The following is a 20,663-nucleotide window of genomic DNA, read 5'->3' on the forward strand; positions in this document are numbered from 1 at the left end:
GCGTGCCGGAGGCCCTTCTATACGCGTAACGAGGGGATCTGCCGCTCAACCCCAACATCTGCTTATGATGAAGGCGTGTTCGATTCCCGGCACATCCACACGTTCCGCGAGGTCCTCAAAGCCGGCTCGTACTCCGGCGCGGCCCGCGTGCTCGGCTATACGCAGCCCGCGATCACGCAGCAGATGAAGGCCCTGGAACGGGACGTCGGCACCGCGCTGTTCACCCGCGTTGGCCGGCAGATGCGGTTGACCGAGGCGGGCGAGGCGCTGGCCCGGCACGCCGACGTCATCCTCGACACCATCGCCACGGCCCAGCAGCAGATGGACGCCATCACCCGGCTGCGCGCGGGCCGGGTGCGGGTGTGCGCCTTCCCCAGCGCCAGCGCGACGCTGATACCCGAGGTCATGGCCTCGCTCGCGGTCGGCCACCCGGGCGTGCGGGTGGAACTCCTGGAGGGCGAGCCGCCCGAGTCGCTGCGCCGCCTCGCGCGCGGCGAGTGCGACATCACGCTGGCCTTCACCTACCCCGGCCTGCACGAGGAGGTGCCGGACGAGGTGGTGGAGGTGCGCCTGTTCGAGGACCAGCTCACGATCCTGCTGCCCACGGGGCACCCGCTGGCCAGGCGGCGCGCGGTCAAGCTCATCGACCTGGCCGAGGAACGGTGGATCGCCGGCTGTCTGCGATGTCGGGCCAACTTCCTGCACGAGTGCGCCGAGCAGGGCTTCGCGCCCGACATCGCCTTCACCTCCGACGACAACCTGGTCGTGCAGAGCCTGGTCGCGGCGGGCGTGGGAGTGGCCATGATGCCCTCGCTGGTGCTGTCCTTCCTGTGTCACCAGAAGGTCGCGGGGCGGGCCCTGGACCCGGCCTCGCGCCGGCAGGTCTCGGCGTACGTGCTCCGCGAGCACCTGCGCGTTCCGGCCACCGCGCTGGTCCTCGACGAGCTGCGGGCCGCCGCCGAGCGCCGCGTCGGCTGCTGATCCGCTGACCCCGGCACCGCCGCCGTCACCGATCGCGCGGCCCGTGGCACGGCCCGCCGCACGGCATCCGGAGCCGCCGCTCGCCCACCACTCGCGCCGGCCCGTGCGCGCGGCCATCCATAAGCGCGGGCCCCGGTGCGGCCAAGGAACTGTTGTTAGACGGCGCGCGGGGGCCGGCGTGAGGCTTCGAGCATGCGTACTCCGACCGCTCCCACGCCCTTCCGGGCCGCACGCACGACCGCGCGTCTCGACGCCCTCGTCGAGGACGTGCGGGAGGCCGTGGGTCGGGGCCTGCCGCCGGACCTGACGGCCTACCTGGTGGGCGAACGGCTCGGCCCCCACCTCACCTGTCCCGACCTCCTCACCGACGAGCAGCGCGAGGGCGACCCCGACACCTACCGGCAGCACCTGCTCTACGCCGAGCGGGACGGCAGCTTCTCCGTCGTGGCCCTGGTGTGGCTGCCGGGCCAGCGGACGTCCATCCACGACCACGTGTCCTGGTGCGTGACCGGGGTGCACGAGGGCGAGGAGAGCGAGCGCCGCTACCGCCTGGTCTCCGACGGCGCCACCTCGCGCCTGGTGGCCACCCAGGACGTCGTCAACCCGCTCGGCTCGGTGTGCGGCTTCGCGCCCCCCGGCGACATCCACCGGGTGAGCAACGACGGCACCGAGACGGCCATCTCGATCCACATCTACGGGGCCGACATCGCGCGGCTCGGCACCAGCGTGCGCCGCGTGTACGAGCTACCCGCGGACGAGCTGTGAGCCGGCCGCGCTCGGCCCACCCGCCCCAGCTACGGGCGCAGCCGCGCCCCCACCCGCGCCCCGCGAGCGCCCTGCCCGCCCCACCCCGGGCGGCAGCCGCGCTGCCCCCGCCGCCCAGCACGCCTGCCCGATCGAACACGGGGCGGGACGAACAACCGCCGCCCGCGCGTGCCCGTTCGGACAAGCTGAGCGGCCTCGCGCTCGCCGCCGGCGGCGTCGCCGTGGCCTGGGCGGCGCACCAACTGCTCCCCGCCGTCCCGATGTTGACCATCGCGGTGGTGCTCGGCGTGGTCGCGGCGCACGTGCGCGGCGTGCGCGCCCTGGTACGGGGCCGCTGCCGCCCCGGCCTGTCGTACGCCGGCAAGCGGCTGATGCGCCTGGGCATCGTGCTGCTCGGCCTCAAGCTGAGCCTGGACGACGTGCTCGGCCTCGGCTGGGCGACGGTGGGCATGGTGTTCGCCGTGGTCGGGGCGACGTTCTTCGGCACCCTGTGGCTCGGCCGCAAGCTCGGCCTCCAGGGTGACCAGCCGCTGCTGATCGCCACCGGCTACTCGATCTGCGGCGCCTCCGCGATCGGCGCGGTCAGCGAGGCGTCCGACAGCGACGAACGGGACGTGGCGACCTCGGTGGCCCTGGTGACCCTGTGCGGCACCCTCGCCATCGCCGTACTTCCGCTGCTGCAACACCCGCTCGGGCTTAGCGACGCGGAGTTCGGCCGCTGGGCCGGGGCCAGCGTGCACGACGTGGGGCAGGTGGTGGCCACCGCGCAGACCGCGGGCTCCGCCGCGCTAGGCGACGCGGTACTGGTCAAGCTCATGCGCGTGGCGATGCTCGCGCCCCTGGTGGCGGCCGTGGCCCTGTCCGTACGGGCCCGGGCCCGTACGCGGACGGACGCGCCCGCCGGCGAGGGGCGGCCCGGGGCCGCCAAGCGCCGGCCGCCGCTGGTGCCCCTGTTCGTCGCCGGCTTCCTGGCGATGGTCGCCCTGCGCAGCACCGGCGTGCTGCCCGGCGCCGCCATCGACGTCGCCGGGCACGCGCAGGAACTCCTGCTGGCCGCCGCCCTGTTCGGCCTCGGCAGCGCGGTGCACCTGCCCACGCTGGCCCGCACGGGCGGCCGGGTCGCCGCGCTCGGCCTGTGCTCGTGGGTGGTGATCGGGGGCGTCTCGTACGCGGGCGTCCTGCTGACGGCGTAGCGGCCCGGCCCGCGCGGACTCCTCCCACCGCGCCACCCCGGCCGCCGCCAGGCGCCGGGCCCACCACCCCCGGGCCCGGGCCACGCGCGGCGCCGGGCCCGGGAACGTACGGCCGTACGACCCCGGGCCCGGCCCCGTCGTCCCGCGCGGGGGCTTCGCGTGGGGCCTCATGTGGGGCGTGCCGGTCTCCCGTACGTTCGTGTTCGGCGGGCGCCCCCGGCCGTCTGGCCACGGCCGCGCACGGGGCCGCGCCGCGACCCGGATGACGCCGAGGGCGTAGGCCCGATGGCCGAGCGGAACACCGCCTTCAGACAGGGGTCAACTCGGTTCGTGGCCCTTACTCTGACGCCATGACCGACCTCGATCCGCGCTCCGTGGATGCCGGCGCGGCCCCCACACCCGCCGGCGGCGCGGGTGCCGTCCGGGCCGCCGGCGGCATATCCGGCGCCGCACCCGACGCCTCCGCCCCGCCCAGCCCCTCCCGCCCCGCGCCCGACACCGCCACGGCGACCGAAGCCCCACCCCGCGAGGCGCCCGACGACCGGCCCGACGGCGGAGGCGCCGACACGGCCGGCGACGCGACCGGGCACGAGGCCCCGGACAGCGCCCGGGACCGAGCGCGGGACGGGGCCGACGCCGAGATCCCCGCGAGCGAGGCCACCGTCTTCAGCCGGGCCTATCGCGCGCTCACCCTCGGGATCATCTCCGTCGTCTCGCTCATCGCCTTCGAGGCGAGCGCGGTCACCACGGTCATGCCGGTGGCGGCGGACCGGCTCGACGGCGTGGGGCTGTACGCCTTCGCCTTCTCCGGCTACTTCACCGCCAGCCTGTTCGCCATGACGCTCTCCGGCGAGTGGTGCGACCGCAGGGGCCCGCTGGCGCCGCTGTTCGCCGGGGTCGCCGCGTTCGGCGCGGGACTGGTCGTCGCGGGCTCGGCCACGCAGATGTGGATGTTCATCGTCGGCCGCGGCGTCCAGGGCATCGGCGGCGGCCTGGTCATCGTGTCGCTGTACGTCGTCGTCGGCCGCGCCTTCCCACAGCGGCTCCAGCCCGCCGTGCTCGCCTCGTTCTCCGCCGCCTGGGTGCTGCCCGTGATCGTCGGCCCGGTGGTGGCCGGCACGATCGCCGATCACGTCGGGTGGCGCTGGGTCTTCCTCGGCATGCCCGTCCTGGTGCTGCTGCCGCTGATGGTGATGCTGCCCGCGCTGCGCACGCTGCCGCCCGGCGGGCACAGCACGGCGATGGACCGCCGCCGCATCCTGCTGGCCCTCGCGGTCGCGGCCGGCGCCGGGCTGCTCCAGTTCGCCGTGCAGGACCTGCGCTGGCTCTCGCTGCTGCCCGGCGTCGCCGGCGCCGCGCTGCTCGTGCCGTGCGTCCTGCGGCTGCTGCCCGCCGGCACCTTCCGCGCCGCGCGCGGGCTGCCGTCGGTGGTGTTGCTGCGTGGCCTGGCGGCCGGCACCTTCCTGGGCGCCGAGTCCTTCGTACCGCTGATGCTCGTCACCGAGCGCGGCCTGTCCCCGACCATGGCCGGCCTCTCGCTCACCGGCGGCGGCCTGACCTGGGCCCTTGGCTCGTACGCGCAGAGCCGGCCGCGCCTGCACGCGCACCGGGAGCGGCTGATGGGCGTCGGCATGCTCATGATCGCGGTGTCCATCGCGCTGGCGGCCACCGCGCTGATCGACGGGGTGCCCGCGTGGATCGTCGCCGCCTCCTGGGTCATCGGCGGCTTCGGCATGGGCGTGACGATCTCCGGCGGCAGCGTGCTGCTGCTCAAGCTCTCCCGCCCGGAGGACGCGGGCTCCAACGCGGCATCGCTCCAGGTCTCCGACGCGCTCGGCAACATCTCGCTGCTCGGCGCGAGCGGCGTGCTCTTCGTCGCCTTCGGCGGCGGCTCCGCCACGGTCGGCACCCACGACGCGGCCGACGCCGCCGGCTCCAGCGACCACCCGGCCGCCTTCGCCGCGGTCCTGCTCGGCATGGCCGCGATGGCCCTGGTCGGGGCTTTCGTGACGACGCGGCTGCGGCCGGGAAAGGCGTAGTACGGCGTGGTACCACGTGGTACCGTGCCGGTATGGCCGCACTCAACCTGCGTTTCACGGAAGAAGAACTCGACGCCCTCAGAGAACGCGCGGAAGCTGAGGGGCGCAGCATGCAGGCGTTCGCTCACGACGCCGTGATGGTCGCCATAAACGAACACTCCCGGCTCTACAACGAGGCCGCCGATCACGTGCTGAAGGTCAGCGCCGAGCTGAACCGGAGGCTCGCCTGATGAAGTTCCTGGACCTGCCCCAGTTGTTGGGGCTCGCCCAGCGTCTCGGGGAGAGCGAGGTGCGCGACTACGGATTGCTGGAGTCCGCACTCGCTCGCCCCCAGGCCAGCGTGTTCGGCCAGGACGCGTACCCCGACGTGTGGCAGAAGGCCGCAGCGCTGATGGAGTCGCTGGCCCGAAACCACGCCATGGTGGATGGCAACAAGCGCCTCGCCTGGTACGCGACCTGGGTCTTTCTGCACGTCAACGGCCATCCGCTGGTCGAGGGCTTCGACGTGGACGAGGCTGAGCGCTTCGTCTTGAACGTGGCCCAGGGCGAGCTGGACGTACCCAAGATCGCGGAATTGCTGCCGCGATTCGCGGCTTCCTCGGCGTAAACATCCACGCCCCGGCGTGACGGGGGCGGGGGGAGTGTGACCTGAGTCCCACCCCCGCCCCACCACCCCCCGTACGCCCGTGCCGGGGGTGGTGGCACGGGTACGCTGACGCGGTTGCCGATCCCGAGCCAGCCCGACGGAGACCGTGACTACCACCGCGAACCACCACCTCTCACCCGCCTTCCCCGGCCGGGCCCCCTGGGGTACGGCGAACAAGCTGCGTGCCTGGCAGCAGGGGGCGATGGACAAGTACATCCAGGAGCAGCCGCGCGACTTCCTGGCCGTCGCGACGCCCGGCGCCGGTAAGACCACCTTCGCCCTGACGCTGGCCTCCTGGCTGCTGCACCACCACGTCGTGCAGCAGGTCACCGTGGTCGCGCCGACCGAGCACCTGAAGAAGCAGTGGGCCGAGGCCGCGGCGCGGGTCGGCATCAAGCTCGACCCGGAGTACTCGGCCGGCCCGGTCAGCCGCGAGTACCACGGCGTGGCCGTCACCTACGCGGGCGTCGGCGTGCGCCCCATGCTGCACCGCAACCGCTGCGAGCAGCGCAAGACGCTGGTCATCCTGGACGAGATCCACCACGCGGGCGACTCCAAGTCCTGGGGCGAGGCGTGCCTGGAGGCGTTCGACCCGGCCACCCGCCGGCTCGCGCTGACCGGCACGCCCTTCCGCTCGGACACCAACCCGATCCCGTTCGTGACGTACGAGGAGGGCAACGACGGCATCCGCCGCTCCTCGGCCGACTACACGTACGGCTACGGCAACGCGCTCGGCGACGGCGTCGTGCGCCCGGTGATCTTCCTGTCGTACAGCGGGAACATGCGCTGGCGGACCAAGGCCGGCGACGAGATCGAGGCCCGGCTCGGCGAGCCGATGACCAAGGACGCCATCTCGCAGGCGTGGCGCACCGCGCTCGACCCGCGCGGCGAGTGGATGCCCAACGTGCTGGCCGCCGCCGACCGCCGCCTCAGCGAGGTGCGCAAAGCTATCCCGGACGCCGGCGGCCTGGTGATCGCCAGCGACCAGGAGCAGGCCCGCGCGTACGCCAAGCTGCTACGCAAGATCACCGGCGACGGGCCGACGGTCGTGCTCTCCGACGAGACCGCGGCCTCACAGCGCATCGACGAGTTCAGCCAGTCCGACAGCCGCTGGATGGTCGCGGTGCGGATGGTGTCCGAGGGCGTGGACGTGCCCCGGCTCGCGGTCGGCGTGTACGCCACCACCGTCTCGACGCCGCTGTTCTTCGCGCAGGCCGTGGGCCGCTTCGTACGGTCCCGGCGGCGCGGCGAGACCGCCTCCGTCTTCCTGCCGACCATCCCGACGCTGCTCGGCTTCGCGAACGAGATGGAGGTCGAGCGCGACCACGTCCTCGACAAGCCCAAGAAGGAGGGCGAGGACAACCCGTACGCGGAGGAGGACAAGCTCCTCCAGGAGGCCGAGCGGCAGCAGGACGAGGACACCGGCGAGCAGGACCAACTCTCCTTCGAGGCGCTGGAGTCGGACGCCGTCTTCGACCGGGTGCTCTACGACGGCGCCGAGTTCGGCATGCAGGCGCACCCCGGCAGCGAGGAGGAGCAGGACTACCTCGGCATCCCGGGCCTGCTCGAACCCGATCAGGTGCAGATGCTGCTCCAGCGCCGGCAGTCGCGGCAGATCGCGCACAGCCGCAAGAAGCCCGACGAGGAGGCCGACCTCCTCGAACTGCCCGCCGACCGTCGCCCCGTCGTCAGCCACAAGGAACTCCTCGCCCTGCGGAAGGAGTTGAACGGCCTGGTCGGCGCGTACGTACACCAGAGCGGCAAGCCGCACGGCGTGATCCACACTGAGCTGCGCCGGGTCTGCGGCGGCCCGCCGAGCGCGGAGGCCACCGCCGGCCAGATCCGTGAGCGGATCAAGAAGGTCCGGGAGTGGGCCACCCGCATGCGCTGACGGGGCGGCCGGCCTGGCCCTGGCCCCGCCTCTGCCGCCGGCCCGGGCCCGCCCCCCGCCGCTGGCCCGGGCCCGCCCCCGTCGCGGGGCTGGCGCGCCCCCGGGCGCGCCACCTCGCCGTACGGTCGGCCCGGCGCACCGTCGCGCCCCTCCGCGCTCCCGTACGCCACCGGCTCGACCCGCCGAATGCGGGCCATCGGCCCATATCGGGGCGCACACCGGGCGTGAGGTGTCGCGCAGTTGACCGGATTGTGGACGAGCTCTTCCGCTGAGCGAACCCGCTCGCTAGCGTTCCCCCACGCACACGCCCCGTGGCAGCGCCGCCGCGGAGCGCGGCCGGTGCGTGCGAACCGCGACCGGTGGCCTCTTCCGCGCGCTGCCGATGGGACCGGTGGCGCTGAACCGGAATCGGCCGCCACTCACCCGAGAAGGGGGCGTCGTGACCGCGGAGACCTCTCAGACGCTCGATCGAGGGCTGCGTGTCCTCAAACTCCTGGCCGACACCGACCACGGTCTGACCGTGACCGAACTGTCCAACAAGCTCGGCGTCAACCGCACCGTCGTCTACCGCCTGCTCGCCACGCTCGAACAACACGCCCTCGTCAGACGGGACATCGGCGGACGGGCCCGGGTCGGCCTCGGCGTGCTGCGGCTCGGCCGGCAGGTGCACCCACTGGTGCGCGAGGCCGCCATGCCCGCGCTGCGCGCGCTCGCCGAGGACATCGGGGCCACCGCCCACCTCACGCTGGTGGACGGCGCCGAGGCGCTCGCCGTCGCCGTCGTCGAGCCGACCTGGACGGACTACCACGTCGCCTACCGCGCCGGCTTCCGCCATCCGCTCGACCGAGGCGCCGCGGGCCGGGCCATCCTCGCCGCCCGCAACGGCCTGACCGACAGCGGCTACGCCCTCACCCACGGCGAGCTGGAGGCCGGCGCGAGCGGCGCCGCCGCGCCGCTGCTCGGGGTGACCGGCATCGAGGGCAGCGTGGGCGTGGTGATGCTGACCGACTCGGTGCCCGAGCGGGTCGGCCCGCGGGTGGTCGAGGCCGCGAAGGAGGTCGCGGACGCCCTGCGCTGAGCGCCGGCCGCGCGCCCGGGGCCGCCGCCGCCGCGCCCCGCGCCGGCGCGGGCGATCCGCCGCGCCCGCCCCCGCGGCGCCGCCCTGCCGTGCCCCGCCCCGGCCGGCCCTGCCCGGCCGGGGAAACGTTGCCGTCCTTTAGGGTGGCGGACGTGTCTCCTCGCGCTCGCATCCTCGCGGTCTGCTCCACGCTCGTCGTCGCCCTGCTCGCGGTCGCCGCGTTCGCGCCGCTGCCGTTCTCGATCGCCTACCCCGGGCTGACCGCGAACGTGCTCGGCTCCGACCGTGGCCAGCCGGTGATCACCATCGAGGGCGCCCCGACCCGGGAGACCAGCGGGCAGTTGCGGATGACGGCCATCGTGGCCACCGGCCCGGACGCGGACATCCGCCTCAAGGACGTGGTCAGCGGCTGGTTCAACGAGGGGCGAGCGGTGATGCCGCGCGACTCCGTCTACCCGGTCGGCGACTCGCCGAAGGAGGTGGACAAGCACAACCGCGAGGAGATGAAGGAGTCCCAGGACTCGGCGGTCCAGGCGGCGTTGGGCTACCTGCACCGCTCGCCGAAGGACGTGAAGGTCACGCTGCGGCTCGCCAAGGTCGGCGGCCCGAGCGCGGGGCTGATGTTCACCCTCGGCATCATCAACAAGCTGGACGGCGACGGCCGAGGCGGCGACCTCACCGGCGGCCGGATCATCTCCGGCACGGGCACGATCGACGCGAACGGCAAGGTCGGCCCGGTCGGCGGCGTCGGCCTCAAGCCGAAGGCGGCCAAGCGCGACGGCGCCAGCGTCTTCCTCGTCCCCCGCGAGCAGTGCTCCGACGTCACGGAGGAACTGCCCAAGGGGCTCAAGCTCATTCCGGTCAAGGAGTTGAAGGACGCGGTGTCGTCCCTCCGGGCCCTCGCGGCGGGTAAAGCGGTCCCGAGCTGCTGAGCGGCCGGCTGACCAGCCGCAACCCGAGACCCACCAGGGCCCAGCCGCACCGGTCGCGCAGCCAGGCCCAGCCCTCGCCGGCCCGGTCGCGCGACGCGGCCCGTCCGCCGGGCCCGGCCGGCGGCCGACCGTGCGCCAGCCGCCAGGTGGCCGCCTCGGCACGCAGTTCGCGGGCGCGGTAGTCGTGCGTGGCCGCGTGGATGTCGGCGTGCGTCATGTCGCTTCCTCCTCGTCGTCTCGTACGGTCCCGCGCTCCTGTGCGGTGCCGTCGTCTCCCGCGCTCTCGCCGTCTCGCGCGCCTTCCTCCCGCGCGGCGCGCCGCTGGCCGCCCTCGCGCGGGAAGGCGTGCAGGTGGAGCCGGACGGAGGCGGCGTCGTCGGCGTCGGCCGGCACCCGGTCCCGGTAGTCGTTGATGACCTCGCGCAGCCGCTCGCCCAACTCGCCCGCGACCTCGGGGGTGAGCCACAGGGTGTAGTCGCTGATGTCACCGCGGCGGCGCCACTCCTGGGACCAGGTGTGCATCGAGCCGAGCCAGGTGGACAGCTCGCTGGTGTGGATGCTGGCGATCTCGTGCAGCACCAGGTCGAGCGCGCCGCGCACCGCGGGGTCGTCGTGCCCGAGGAAGGTCTCCGGGTCGCTGACCTGGATGCCCTCGTGCACCGCCCGCCACCAGCGCTCGCGGGCCGTGCCGCGCCCGGTCTCCTCGGCGACGAAGCCGTACGAGGCGAGCTGGCGCAGGTGGTAGCTGGTGGCGCCGCTGGACTCGCCGAGCCGGTCCGCGAGCCGGGAGGCGGTCGCCGGACCGTCGTGCCGCAGCACCTCAAGCAGCCGCAACCGCAACGGATGGGCCAGGCCGCGCAGCGACCGCGCGTCGAGCTGCCGGAGCGGCGGCGTCGCCCCGCCCGTGGCGGGCCTCGGGTCGGGGGCGGGGGGTGGGACCTCGTGGGTGCTCATGCGGCCACCGTAAGCTTGCAAAGAAAGCCTTGCAACACTTTCTTTGCATGACTTTCTTTGCAAGAAGGTCTCCGCAGGTGGAGCCCCTGAACCCGACCACGACGAGGCCCCGGCCACGCCCCAAGGGGACCGCGACCGGGGCCCTTGCCGGCACCGGCTCCGAAGCCGGTGCCGGTGCCGGTGCCAGCGTCAGCGCCGGCGTGGGGGCGCTCAGCCCTTCTTCACGAAGCCCTCGGTCACCAGCCAGTCCAGCGCCACGTCGTGCGGGTCCTCGCCGTCCACGTCCACCTTGGCGTTCAGCCGCTGGGCCACCGCGTTGGTCAGCTTCGCGGTGATCGGGTTGAGCACCTCGGCGATCTCGGGGTGCTTCTCCAGCGTCTTGCCGTGGATCTCCGGGGCGGCGTTGTAGTTCGGGAAGAAGTGCCTGTCGTCCTCCATGACCACCAGCTTCATCGCCTGGATGCGCCCGTCGGTCGAGGTGACCTCGCCGAACGTGCAGGCCGAGCCCTTGCGTACCTCGCGGTAGATGACGCCGGCCTCCATCTTGCGCACCCGCGAACCCGGCCACCGCATCCCGTACGCCTCGCGCATGCCGGGCAGCCCGTCGTCACGGAAGGCGAACTCGGTGTCCACGCACAGCTTGAGCGACCCGTCGCGCCGGGTCGCCGCCGCGACGTCGGACAGGGTGCGCACGCCGTACTTCTCCGCGTTCGCCTGGTTGACGGTCAGCGTGTACGTGTTGTCGAGGCTGGCCGGCGGCAGCCAGGCGACACCGTTCCTCCGGTCCGCCGCGCGCACGGCGCGCCACTGTTCCCGTGGGTCGACGATCGGTTTCTCGTGTCCCAGGTAGGTGATCCACCCGGTGCCCGTGTACTCGTACATCGCGTCCGCGTCGCCCGACTTGATGGCCTCCCGGGCGCCGATGGAGCCCTGGATGTTGGTCCGGTCGAGCACCTTGGCGCCGGCCGCCTGGAAGGCGATGCCGATGACCTGGCCCAGGATGATGTTCTCGGTGAACTCCTTCGAGGTCACCGTCAGGTTGGCGCCCTCCAGCGGCTTGCCGCGGCCTATCGTGCCCGGCTCCACGTCGTCGACCATCATGCTGCCGCTGTGCAGCCCGCAGCCGCTGAGCAGGGCCGGGGCCAGCAGCGCCGCCGCGAGCCCGACGCCGAGCGTGGCCCGGCCGCGGCCCGCCGGCCGGCGGCCCGCCGCCGCCCGCCGGCCCCTCCCGCGTACCCCCGGCATCCTCATGCGTCCCCCTCAAGGCCGCGCGGGCGCAGCAGCAGTTCGACCACCGAGGCCAGCCAGTCCACAAGCAGCGCGAGCGCCACCGTGAGGATGGAGCCGAGCACCAGGACGGGCATGCGCTGGTTGTTGATGCCGGTGGCGATCAGGTCGCCGAGCCCGCCCCCGCCGCCGAAGTACGCCAGCGTCGCCGTGCCGACGTTGAGCACCAACGCGGTGCGCACGCCCGCCAGGATCAGCGGCACGGCCAGCGGGAGCTCCACCTTGCGCAGCACCCCGACGGCCGACATGCCGATGCCGCGCGCGGCCTCGATCAGCGTCGGGTCGATGGCCCGCAGCCCCGCGATGGTGTTGGCCAGCACCGGCAGCACCGCGTACGCGACGATGCCCACCAGCGCGGCCTTGGTGCCGATGCCCAGCCAGATCACCAGCAGCGCCAGCAGCCCGATCGCGGGCGTGGCCTGCCCGATGTTGGCGATGGCCAGCACCACGGGCACCGCGGGCCGCAGCCGGCGCCGGGTCAGCGCGATGCCCAGCGGGATGGCGATGATCAGCACGAAGAACGTGGAGATGGCGGTCAGCTCGACGTGCTGGCGCAGCCGCAGCCACACGTTGCCGTCCGCGATGGCGTTGCGCGCGATGGAGTCCAGCTCGGCGCCGCGGAACCAGAGCCAGGTGGCCAGCAGCCCGACCGCGATGGTGGCCGGCAGGAAGGTGAGCTTCTGCCAGGTCAGCCGGGGTGGCTGGGCGCTGGGCGCGGGCGGCCTGCGTTCGACGTCCACGGCCCGTGTCTCGTCCGGCGGGGGCAGGTCCGTCCCCGCGCGCCCGGCTCGACCGCCGGGCCCCCCGGTGCCCGCGCGGCTCATGCGCCAGCCTCCTGGCCCGGCCCGCGTGGCGTGCTGCCGCCCGCGGCGCCCTCCTGTTCGAGGTGGGTCTGGTGCGAGCGCGCCTCGTGCAACTGGTGCTGGTGCTCCACGGCGTCGAGCCGGTCCGCCTCCAGGAGTTCGTGGACGGAGTTCATCAGCGTCTCCATGTCGACCACGCCGGTGTACTCGCCGCGCCGCCCGGTGACCGGGACCCGGCCGGCGTTGTCGGTGAGCACCGCCTCCAGCGCGTCGCGCAGCGTGGCGTCCCGGGTCACCGTGTCGGCGACGAGCGTGCCGGCGCGGGCCAGCGATCCCTTGGCGCGGCTGAGGTCGCCTCGGCGCAGCCACTTGTACGGGCGCCGGTGCCGGTCGAGGAGCAGCACCTCGTTGATCGAGGCCGACCGGAACAGGTCGAAGATGGACTGCAACGGGTCGTCGATCACCGCGGTCGGGATGTCCTCGACCGTCACGTCGCGTACCCGGGTCAGGTTGAGCCGTTTGAGTGCGGCCCCGGCGCCGACGAACCCGGAGACGAAGTCGTCGGCCGGGTTGGTGAGGATCGCCTCCGGCGTGTCGAACTGGGCGATGTGCGAGCGGTCCCGCAGCACCGCTATCCGGTCGCCCAGCTTGATCGCCTCGTCGAAGTCGTGGGTGACGAAGACGATGGTCTTGTGCAGCTCGTGCTGGAGCCGGATCAGCTCGTCCTGGAGGTGGTCGCGGGTGATCGGGTCCACCGCGCCGAACGGCTCGTCCATGAGCAGCACCGGCGGATCGGCCGCCAGCGCCCTGGCCACGCCGACCCGCTGCTGCTGGCCGCCGGAGAGCTGGCGCGGGTAGCGGTCGTGGAACTCCCGCGGGTCGAGCCCGACCAGGTCGAGCATCTCCTCGACGCGGGCCGTGACGCGGGCCCCCCGCCAGCCGACCATCTTCGGTACGAGGGCGATGTTCTGCGCGACCGTCATGTGCGGGAACAGGCCCGATGACTGGATGGCGTAGCCCACCTTGCGGCGGAGCTTGACCGGGTCTATGCCGGTCACGTCCTCGTCGCCGATGCGTATGCGGCCCGACGACGGCTCGATCAGCCGGTTGATCATCTTCAGCGTGGTGGACTTGCCGCACCCCGAGGGGCCCACGAAGATCACCGTCTCGCCGGCCTTGATCTCCATGTTGACGTTGTCCACGGCGGGCGCCTCGCTGCCCGGGTAGCGTTTGGTGAGGTTCTCCAGCTCGATGGTGGCCCCGGTGGTGGCGCCCCGCGCGGGGGCGTTGCCGGTGGCCCCACCGCCGGGTCGGCCGCTGGCCTGGGCGGCCTGTGCGGGCTGGACGGGCTGGTCGCTGGGTTGGCCGTTGCTGGTGTCAGGCACGAATCCCCCTGGGAATGGTCAGGCGTCCGATGAGCACGTACACGGCGTCGAAGACCAGCGCGAGCAGCACGATGCCCAGCGTCCCGGCCATGACCTTGTTGACCGCGTTGGCGCTGCCGAGCGAGGAGATGCCGCGGAAGATCTCGTTCCCGAGGCCGGGCCCGGAGGCGTACGCGGCGATCGCGGCGATGCCCATCAGCATCTGCGTGGAGACCCGGATGCCGGTCAGGATGGGCGGCCAGGCCAGGGGCAGCTCGACCCGCACCAGCCGGGACAGCCGGGACATGCCGAGCCCCCTCGCGGCGTCCACCAGGTCGGGGTCCACGCCGCGCAGCCCCACGATCGCGTTGCGCACGATGGGCAGCAGCCCGTAGAGGACCAGCGCGGTCACCGTCGGCGCGACGCCGAGCCCGGTGATCGGGATGAGCAGGCCGATCATGGCCAGGGACGGCACGGTGAGGATGGTCGCCGTGACGGTGATGGCGAGGTTCCCGGCCCACTCGCTGCGGTAGGTGAGGACGCCCAGCAGCACCCCGAGGACCGTGGCGGCCACCATGCACTGGAAGACGGCGCTGGCGTGCTGGTAGGTGTCCAGCAGTAACTGGGTGCGCCGGTTGCCGACGTACTCCCAAAAGCTCATCGCGTCTCTCCTCGGTCAGTCATCGGCCGCCTGCTTCACCAGCGGGATGATCCGGAGCGGGACGGGGTTCTCCATCACGATCGCCGTCGAGGCCCGCACGATGCCATCAAAGCCCACAACCCGGTCGATCACCCGTTGGAGATCGGCGTTGGAGCGTGCCACCAGGCGGCACAGCATGTCGCCGTGGCCGGTCGTGGTGTGCAGCTCCAGCACCTCGGGCACCGTCTGGAGGTGGCTGCGGACGTCCGCGCCCTGCCCCTGTTTGATCTCCAGCGTCGCGAACGCCGTCACCGGATAGCCGAGCGCCGCCGGGTCCACCTGCGGCCCGAACCCGCGGATCACGCCGGCCGCCTGCAACCGGTCAAGGCGCGCCTGCGCCGTGCCGCGCGCCACGCCGAGTCGGCGCGACGCCTCGAGGACGCCGATCCGCGGCTCCTCGGCGAGCAGTTCGATCAGCCGACCGTCCAGTCGGTCAATCCCCATGACAGCCTCCCCCGCCTGTTGCGTCTCCGCGTTCCGCGTATCCGCGTTCCGCGGCTCGTGCGCCCCGTCTTATGCCCATGCGACCCGGCCACCTCCGTGATGGTCATCCTGTACAGATCGTCCGGCGGAACTCTGGAACTGCTAGTCAAGTTGTCCAGGAGATGCACAAACTATTGCGCACCTTGTGGATCGGAGGGAGTCTGCGGCTATGACAGAGACCATCGATCAGTCCCCCGAGACGGCCAGGCAGGCCGACCCCTTCCCGGTCAAGGGAATGGACGCGGTCGTCTTCGCCGTCGGCAACGCCAAGCAGGCCGCCCACTACTACGCGACGGCTTTCGGCATGAAGCTCGTCGCCTACTCCGGACCGGAGAACGGCAGCCGCGAGACCGCCAGTTACGTGCTGGTGTCGGGCGGCGCCCGATTCGTGCTGACCTCCGTCATCAAGCCCACCACCGACCGCGGGCGCTTCCTCGCCGAGCACGTCGCCGAGCACGGTGACGGCGTCATCGACCTCGCCATCGAGGTCCCGGACGCCCGGGCGGCGTACGCCTACGCCCTGGAGCACGGCGCCACCGGCCTGGAAGAGCCGCACGAGGTGAAGGACGACCACGGCACCGTCGTCCTGGCCGCCATCGCCACCTACGGCAAGACCCGCCACACGCTCGTCGAGCGCTCCGGCTACGACGGTCCCTACCTGCCCGGTTTCGTCGCCGCCAACCCCATCGTGGAGCCGCCGGCCAAGCGCACCTTCCAGGCCATCGACCACTGCGTGGGCAACGTCGAGCTCGGCAAGATGGACGAGTGGGTCGGCTTCTACAACAAGGTCATGGGCTTCACCAACATGAAGGAGTTCGTGGGCGACGACATCGCCACCGAGTACTCCGCGCTCATGTCCAAGGTCGTCGCGGACGGCACCCGCAAGGTGAAGTTCCCGCTCAACGAGCCGGCGATCGCGAAGAAGAAGTCGCAGATCGACGAGTACCTGGAGTTCTACGGCGGCCCGGGCGTGCAGCACATCGCGCTGGCCACCAACGACATCGTCTCCACCGTACGGGCCATGCGCGCGGCGGGGGTCCAGTTCCTGGACACCCCCGACTCGTACTACGACACGCTCGGCGAGTGGGTCGGCGAGACCCGGGTGCCGATCGAGACGCTGCGCGAGCTGAAGATCCTCGCGGACCGCGACGAGGACGGCTACCTGCTGCAGATCTTCACCAAGCCCGTGCAGGACCGGCCGACCGTGTTCTTCGAGATGATCGAGCGCCACGGCTCGATGGGCTTCGGCAAGGGCAACTTCAAGGCCCTCTTCGAGGCGATCGAGCGCGAGCAGGAGCGCCGCGGCAACCTCTGAGCCCCGTGGCCGGCCTCCCACGGGCCGGCCCGCCGCCCGCCGTGCGCGCGGACAGGCAAAGGCCCGGGCCCCCCGCGGGGGGCCCGGGCACGGAGAAGGCCCCAAGGCCCGTGGAGGAGGGCCACGGAACCCAGGGGCCGTTCTGCCTGGAGGAAATCTCCAGGAAACAGCGCTGGCGGCTCAGCGCTGTTAGTTGACGGCGGAGCCCAGCAGCCCGATCGGCAGACCCGGGGCGTCCGAGTTGTCGATCTGCGCCGCCTTGTCGTGGATCGTGTTGCACTGGTTGGTGCGGGCCTCGTCCAGCACCTCGATGACCAGGACGTCGATGTCCTGAACAGTCGGGCACAGATCGTCGATGATCTGGATGTTCTGCTCGAAGCGGCCGGTGTCCTCGGCCTCGGCGGCCGTCGCCGGGGTGACGGCGAAGCCAGCGGCGGCGAGGCTGAGCATCGAGCCCGCGAGCACCTTCTTGGTGTTCATGAGGTGACCTTCCTTGGTATGCGTTGGGCACTAGGCGCCGTGGAGGCGCCAGCACAGTCACTAACTGCGCTCCTCGCTGCCGGTTGTCGGCAAGGACGATCGTTCATCCCATCGCACCGTTTCTGACCGCCAAGTGGGTGCGGCAGCGTGACCTTTTCGCTCCTCCCGCGTATACGTGCGGGTCTGTGTCCTTTCCGTACGGACCACGCCCTCTGGGCCGCTTGCCCCGGTTGTCGATGGCTCGTACCCCTGGCCGCCCCGGCCCGGTTCCGCCCCGGACGGGCGCCCCCGCCACCCGGTCCCGGCCTCGCCCGCGTGTCGTCACCCCGGGCCCTCGGCCGCCCGGCCGCTGGTGGGGCGGCCGGCGGCGCGGCCGGAGTGGGCACCTTCCGCCCCGGCGGCACCGGTGCCAGGCTGGACGTATGAACGCTCTCGTGGCGCGACTGCGCGCAGGACTGCCCGCCGAAGCGGTGCTCACCGACCCCGGCATCACCCGCTCGTACGCCAACGACATGGCGAGCTTCTGCGCGGCGGGCAGCCCCGCCGCCGTCGTCCTGCCGCGCACCGTCGAACAGGTCCAGCACGTCATGCGGACCGCGACCGCCCTGCGCGTCCCGGTCGTCCCCCAGGGCGCGCGCACGGGCCTGTCCGGCGCGGCCAACGCGTCCGACGGCAGCATCGTGCTCTCGCTGACCAAGATGGACCGCATCCTGGAGATCAGCGCCGTGGACCGGATCGCCGTCGTCGAACCCGGCGTCGTGAACGCCGTCCTCTCCCGCGCCGTCGCCGAGCGGGGCCTGTACTACCCGCCCGACCCCTCAAGCTGGGAGCAGTGCACCATCGGCGGCAACATCGGCACCGCCTCCGGCGGGCTGTGCTGCGTGAAGTACGGGGTGACCGCCGAATACGTGCTCGGCCTCGACGTGGTGCTCGCCGACGGGCGGCTGCTGAGCACCGGTCGCCGCACCGCCAAGGGCGTCGCGGGGTACGACCTGACGAGGCTCTTCGTCGGCTCCGAGGGCAGCCTCGGGATCGTCGTACGCGCGGTGCTGGGGCTGCGGCCGGCACCGCCGGAACAACGGGCGCTGGCCGCCGAGTTCCCCTCGGCTGCCGCGGCCTGTGACGCGGTCTGCGCGATCATGGAGCGCGGGCACGCGCCCGCGCTGCTGGAGCTGATGGACCGCACCAGTGTCCGCGCCGTGAACGCGCTGACCCACATGGGCCTGCCCGAATCCACCGAGGCGCTGCTGCTCGCCGCGTTCGACACCCCCGACCCCGGCCCGGACCTCGCCGCCGTGGGCCGGATCTGCGCCGAGGCCGGGGCCACCGAGGTGGTGCCCGCCGAGGACGCCGCCGAGTCGGAGCTGCTGCTCCAGGCCCGGCGCCAGGCGCTGCCCGCCCTTGAGGCCCTCAAGTCCGCGACGATGATCGACGACGTGTGCGTGCCCCGGTCGCGACTGGCCGACATGATCGACGGAACGGCCGCCATCGCCGACAAGCACAACCTCACCATCGGCCTGAGCGCGCACGCCGGAGACGGCAACACCCACCCGGTCGTCTGCTTCGACCCCGCCGACGCCGACGAGGCCCGACGGGCCCGCGAGTCCTTCGACGAGATCATGGCCCTCGGTCTGGAACTCGGTGGCACGATCACCGGCGAGCATGGCGTCGGCCTGCTGAAGAAGGAGTGGCTGGCTCGCGAACTCGGCCCCGTGGGGCTTGAGTTGCAGCGCGGGGTCAAGGCCGTCTTCGACCCGCTGGGCCTGCTCAACCCCGGCAAGCTCTTCTGATCCGCCTGCCGTGCGCGCACCCGGCCCGGTGCGTCCGCTCGTCCGCTCTGTGACGCGCGCTGCGCCCGGTGGCGTCCGGGCCGTTGTCCCGACCAGCGGACTATCCCAACTATGGTCCATTTGGGGCCAATTCGCGAGATAAGTGGTGTCATGTGCGGCCGTAGGCGCTCGCGGCTGTTTAGTTGGTCTGGTTCTGTCAACGCCTCGCATGAGGAGCAGAAAATGCGCATTCGTCAGATTCTCGCCACCACCGCCACCGCTGCGGCCCTCGTCGCCGGCGCCGGCGCCATGAGCACGGCCTCGGCCGACATCATCACCGGCGACTCCGAGCGCACCAAGGTCGTCACCAAGATCGACGACGTGAACCACACCACCAAGGTGAACGCTCCGACCGTCTTCGACGACATCAACACCAAGGTGCACAACCAGACCCACAACAACACCCAGAACAACGTCAAGCACAACAAGTTCCTGGCGCACCTCGACCGCGACTGATCTCGCGTACTGCTGAAGCCCAGTGCTCACCGCGGTGTGAGTACTGGGCTTTTGCCTGTCCGCGACGGTCCTCGGCGCCCCGCGCCCCTTCCGCGAGGACCCGGCCCGGTCCGGAGTCGTACGCCCTCGCCCGGCACCTCCGCCGAAGGCCCGTGAGTCGCGGGACGCGGGTCGTACGGCGAAGGTCCGATTCCCGTGCGGTGGCCACCGGCATACCGTCGAAGAGGGTCAACGACCCAGCTCCAGCCGGGAAATGAGCACCGTAGGAGGCATCGTGCCGGCGCGCCTTGACCACACCATCATGCACAGCACCGACAGCACCGCTTCCGCCCGCTTCCTCACCCACCTGCTCGGCGCCCCCGACCCCGAGCCGTTCGGTCCCTTCGTCGCCGTGCCCGTCGAGGGCGGCCTGACGATCGACTACGCGGACTTCATCGTCCAGCCCGACCAGATCGTCATGCAGCACCTGGCGTTCCTCGTCTCCGAGGAGGAGTTCGACGGGATCTACGCCCGCGTCCGGGAGAGCGACCTGCCCTACTGGTCGGACCCGGGACACCAGGGGCCGCGGCAGCTCAACCACCGCTCCGGCGGGCGCGGCCTGTACGTGGACGACCCCGACGGGCACGCCATCGAGTTCCTCACGGTCAGCGAGGGGCCCGGGAGCTGACCTTCGCACCCGCACCCCTACGCCCCGTGGCCCTCCGGCGACTCGTCGGAGGGCCACGGGCCGTGCAGCCACCAGTCGTCGCCCGGGGTCGGCGTCAGCAACTCGCTCAGCGCGTCGTCGATCCCGAGCCGTTCGCTCTCCGACCCCGGCGCCACGGCCCGCAGCGTCCGCTCCAGCCAGGCCGAGACGATCGGCGCCGACGCCTCCAGGAGCGCGTCCCCGTCCGGCGAGCTGAGCGCCATGCACACCACGCTGCGCCCGTCCACCTTGGTCGGCCACACGCGCACGTCGCCCTGCCCGCACGGGCGAAACACCCCCTCGACGAGCAACTCGCGCGCGAACGTCCAGTTGACGGGGGAGTCGGAGCCGACGTGGAAGGTGATGTGCACGGCGTACGGCTCGTCCGTGCGGTAGACCAGCTTGGCCGGGACGGGGATGCTGCGCTCGGGAGACAGCACCAGGTTCAGTTCCAGTTCTCGTTCCACCACGGTGTGCATGCGGTGCGCCCTCTCTGCTCTGCGTTGCGTTGGCTTGGTTGCGTGGACCACGGGCCGCCGCGTGGCGACCCGCATGGGTTAGAGCGCGCTACCCCCCGCACCATTACGCGAGTTCCCACATTCAGTCGGAATTTTTTCTGAACCCGCCCGCGTGCGGGTGGTCAGTGGGTATTGCGGGGCGCGGCGCGGGGGGCCTTCTGGTAGACCTGGGGGCCGCTGCGGGGCCGTGCGGCCAGCCCAGAAGGTCGCGGAGCGCCTGTTCACCGCGCCACGCCGGTGCGGCAGACTGCGTAGCGCCACCCA

Annotated in this window: 21 protein-coding genes; 13 read left to right on the plus strand and 8 right to left on the minus strand. The window is 72.3% G+C overall.

Features of this window, described 5'->3' with window-relative positions:
- Window positions 1–75: 75 nt before the first annotated feature.
- From H7H31_RS22780 to H7H31_RS22820, 9 genes are all read left to right on the plus strand, one after another.
- On the plus strand, window positions 76–981 hold the full coding sequence (locus tag H7H31_RS22780; protein WP_187059855.1) for a LysR family transcriptional regulator: 906 nt from the start codon (window positions 76–78) through the stop codon (window positions 979–981).
- Between the two features lie 192 nt (window positions 982–1,173).
- Window positions 1,174–1,746 (plus strand): cysteine dioxygenase family protein, encoded by a 573-nt coding sequence (locus H7H31_RS22785; RefSeq protein ID WP_187059856.1) that lies wholly within the window; start codon window positions 1,174–1,176, stop codon window positions 1,744–1,746.
- A gap of 185 nt (window positions 1,747–1,931) precedes the next feature.
- Window positions 1,932–2,939, plus strand: coding sequence for a YeiH family protein (locus H7H31_RS22790; protein WP_232110352.1), 1,008 nt, complete (start codon window positions 1,932–1,934; stop codon window positions 2,937–2,939).
- Window positions 2,940–3,289: 350 nt separating this feature from the next.
- Window positions 3,290–4,978, plus strand: a complete 1,689-nt coding sequence (locus H7H31_RS22795; RefSeq protein WP_187118065.1) for an MFS transporter — start codon at window positions 3,290–3,292, stop codon at window positions 4,976–4,978.
- Window positions 4,979–5,010: 32 nt separating this feature from the next.
- The gene (locus H7H31_RS22800; RefSeq protein ID WP_187062827.1) at window positions 5,011–5,208 is read left to right on the plus strand and encodes an Arc family DNA-binding protein; all 198 of its coding nucleotides are present in this window, start codon (window positions 5,011–5,013) and stop codon (window positions 5,206–5,208) included.
- A complete protein-coding gene (locus H7H31_RS22805; protein ID WP_187062828.1) occupies window positions 5,208–5,585 on the plus strand; it encodes a type II toxin-antitoxin system death-on-curing family toxin in 378 nt (125 codons plus the stop codon). Before H7H31_RS22800 ends, H7H31_RS22805 begins: the two co-directional genes overlap by 1 nt.
- Before the next feature lie 145 nt (window positions 5,586–5,730).
- The gene (locus H7H31_RS22810) at window positions 5,731–7,515 is read left to right on the plus strand and encodes a DEAD/DEAH box helicase (protein ID WP_176161877.1); all 1,785 of its coding nucleotides are present in this window, start codon (window positions 5,731–5,733) and stop codon (window positions 7,513–7,515) included.
- 439 nt (window positions 7,516–7,954) lie between these two features.
- Window positions 7,955–8,593 carry an IclR family transcriptional regulator gene (locus H7H31_RS22815; RefSeq protein ID WP_176161876.1) on the plus strand — a complete coding sequence of 213 codons (639 nt, stop codon included), beginning with the start codon at window positions 7,955–7,957 and terminating at the stop codon, window positions 8,591–8,593.
- Window positions 8,594–8,745: 152 nt separating this feature from the next.
- Window positions 8,746–9,525 carry a S16 family serine protease gene (locus H7H31_RS22820; RefSeq protein ID WP_187062829.1) on the plus strand — a complete coding sequence of 260 codons (780 nt, stop codon included), beginning with the start codon at window positions 8,746–8,748 and terminating at the stop codon, window positions 9,523–9,525.
- 213 nt (window positions 9,526–9,738) lie between these two features.
- Here H7H31_RS22820 and H7H31_RS22825 read toward each other — a convergent pair whose 3' ends face one another.
- From H7H31_RS22825 to H7H31_RS22850, 6 genes are all read right to left on the minus strand, one after another.
- On the minus strand, window positions 9,739–10,479 hold the full coding sequence (locus H7H31_RS22825; RefSeq protein WP_187062830.1) for a winged helix-turn-helix domain-containing protein: 741 nt from the start codon (window positions 10,477–10,479) through the stop codon (window positions 9,739–9,741).
- A gap of 210 nt (window positions 10,480–10,689) precedes the next feature.
- A complete protein-coding gene (locus tag H7H31_RS22830) occupies window positions 10,690–11,724 on the minus strand; it encodes a glycine betaine ABC transporter substrate-binding protein (RefSeq protein WP_372455969.1) in 1,035 nt (344 codons plus the stop codon).
- Between the two features lie 2 nt (window positions 11,725–11,726).
- The gene (locus H7H31_RS22835; protein WP_187062832.1) at window positions 11,727–12,590 is read right to left on the minus strand and encodes an ABC transporter permease; all 864 of its coding nucleotides are present in this window, start codon (window positions 12,588–12,590) and stop codon (window positions 11,727–11,729) included.
- The gene (locus H7H31_RS22840) at window positions 12,587–13,822 is read right to left on the minus strand and encodes a betaine/proline/choline family ABC transporter ATP-binding protein (RefSeq protein WP_232110354.1); all 1,236 of its coding nucleotides are present in this window, start codon (window positions 13,820–13,822) and stop codon (window positions 12,587–12,589) included. The genes H7H31_RS22835 and H7H31_RS22840 overlap by 4 nt, the downstream gene beginning before the upstream one ends.
- 124 nt (window positions 13,823–13,946) lie before the next feature.
- Window positions 13,947–14,594: an ABC transporter permease gene (locus H7H31_RS22845; RefSeq protein WP_187062834.1), complete on the minus strand. Its 648-nt coding sequence runs from the start codon at window positions 14,592–14,594 to the stop codon at window positions 13,947–13,949.
- A 15-nt stretch (window positions 14,595–14,609) separates the two neighbouring features.
- The gene (locus H7H31_RS22850; protein ID WP_176161869.1) at window positions 14,610–15,077 is read right to left on the minus strand and encodes an Lrp/AsnC family transcriptional regulator; all 468 of its coding nucleotides are present in this window, start codon (window positions 15,075–15,077) and stop codon (window positions 14,610–14,612) included.
- A gap of 208 nt (window positions 15,078–15,285) precedes the next feature.
- Between H7H31_RS22850 and hppD the strand changes: the two genes are divergently transcribed.
- The gene (hppD, locus tag H7H31_RS22855; RefSeq protein WP_187062835.1) at window positions 15,286–16,431 is read left to right on the plus strand and encodes a 4-hydroxyphenylpyruvate dioxygenase; all 1,146 of its coding nucleotides are present in this window, start codon (window positions 15,286–15,288) and stop codon (window positions 16,429–16,431) included.
- A gap of 189 nt (window positions 16,432–16,620) precedes the next feature.
- Here the strand turns inward: hppD and H7H31_RS22860 are convergent, their stop codons facing one another.
- Entirely contained in the window at window positions 16,621–16,911 is a 291-nt protein-coding gene (locus H7H31_RS22860) for a hypothetical protein (protein WP_176161867.1), read from the minus strand.
- A gap of 422 nt (window positions 16,912–17,333) precedes the next feature.
- On the opposite strand from H7H31_RS22860, the gene H7H31_RS22865 reads away from it, so the two are divergent.
- The 3 genes from H7H31_RS22865 to H7H31_RS22875 all read left to right on the plus strand — a co-directional run bounded on the left by H7H31_RS22865 (window position 17,334) and on the right by H7H31_RS22875 (window position 19,863).
- A complete protein-coding gene (locus H7H31_RS22865) occupies window positions 17,334–18,701 on the plus strand; it encodes an FAD-binding oxidoreductase (RefSeq protein ID WP_187062836.1) in 1,368 nt (455 codons plus the stop codon).
- A 222-nt stretch (window positions 18,702–18,923) separates the two neighbouring features.
- Window positions 18,924–19,196 (plus strand): hypothetical protein, encoded by a 273-nt coding sequence (locus H7H31_RS22870; RefSeq protein ID WP_187062837.1) that lies wholly within the window; start codon window positions 18,924–18,926, stop codon window positions 19,194–19,196.
- Between the two features lie 253 nt (window positions 19,197–19,449).
- Window positions 19,450–19,863: a VOC family protein gene (locus H7H31_RS22875; protein ID WP_222625257.1), complete on the plus strand. Its 414-nt coding sequence runs from the start codon at window positions 19,450–19,452 to the stop codon at window positions 19,861–19,863.
- A gap of 17 nt (window positions 19,864–19,880) precedes the next feature.
- Here H7H31_RS22875 and H7H31_RS22880 read toward each other — a convergent pair whose 3' ends face one another.
- Window positions 19,881–20,360, minus strand: a complete 480-nt coding sequence (locus tag H7H31_RS22880; protein WP_176161864.1) for an SsgA family sporulation/cell division regulator — start codon at window positions 20,358–20,360, stop codon at window positions 19,881–19,883.
- Between the last annotated feature and the right edge of the window lie 303 nt (window positions 20,361–20,663).

It is taken from the genome of Streptomyces buecherae (assembly GCF_014295035.1).
Classification (GTDB): Bacteria; Actinomycetota; Actinomycetes; order Streptomycetales; family Streptomycetaceae; genus Streptomyces; species Streptomyces youssoufiensis.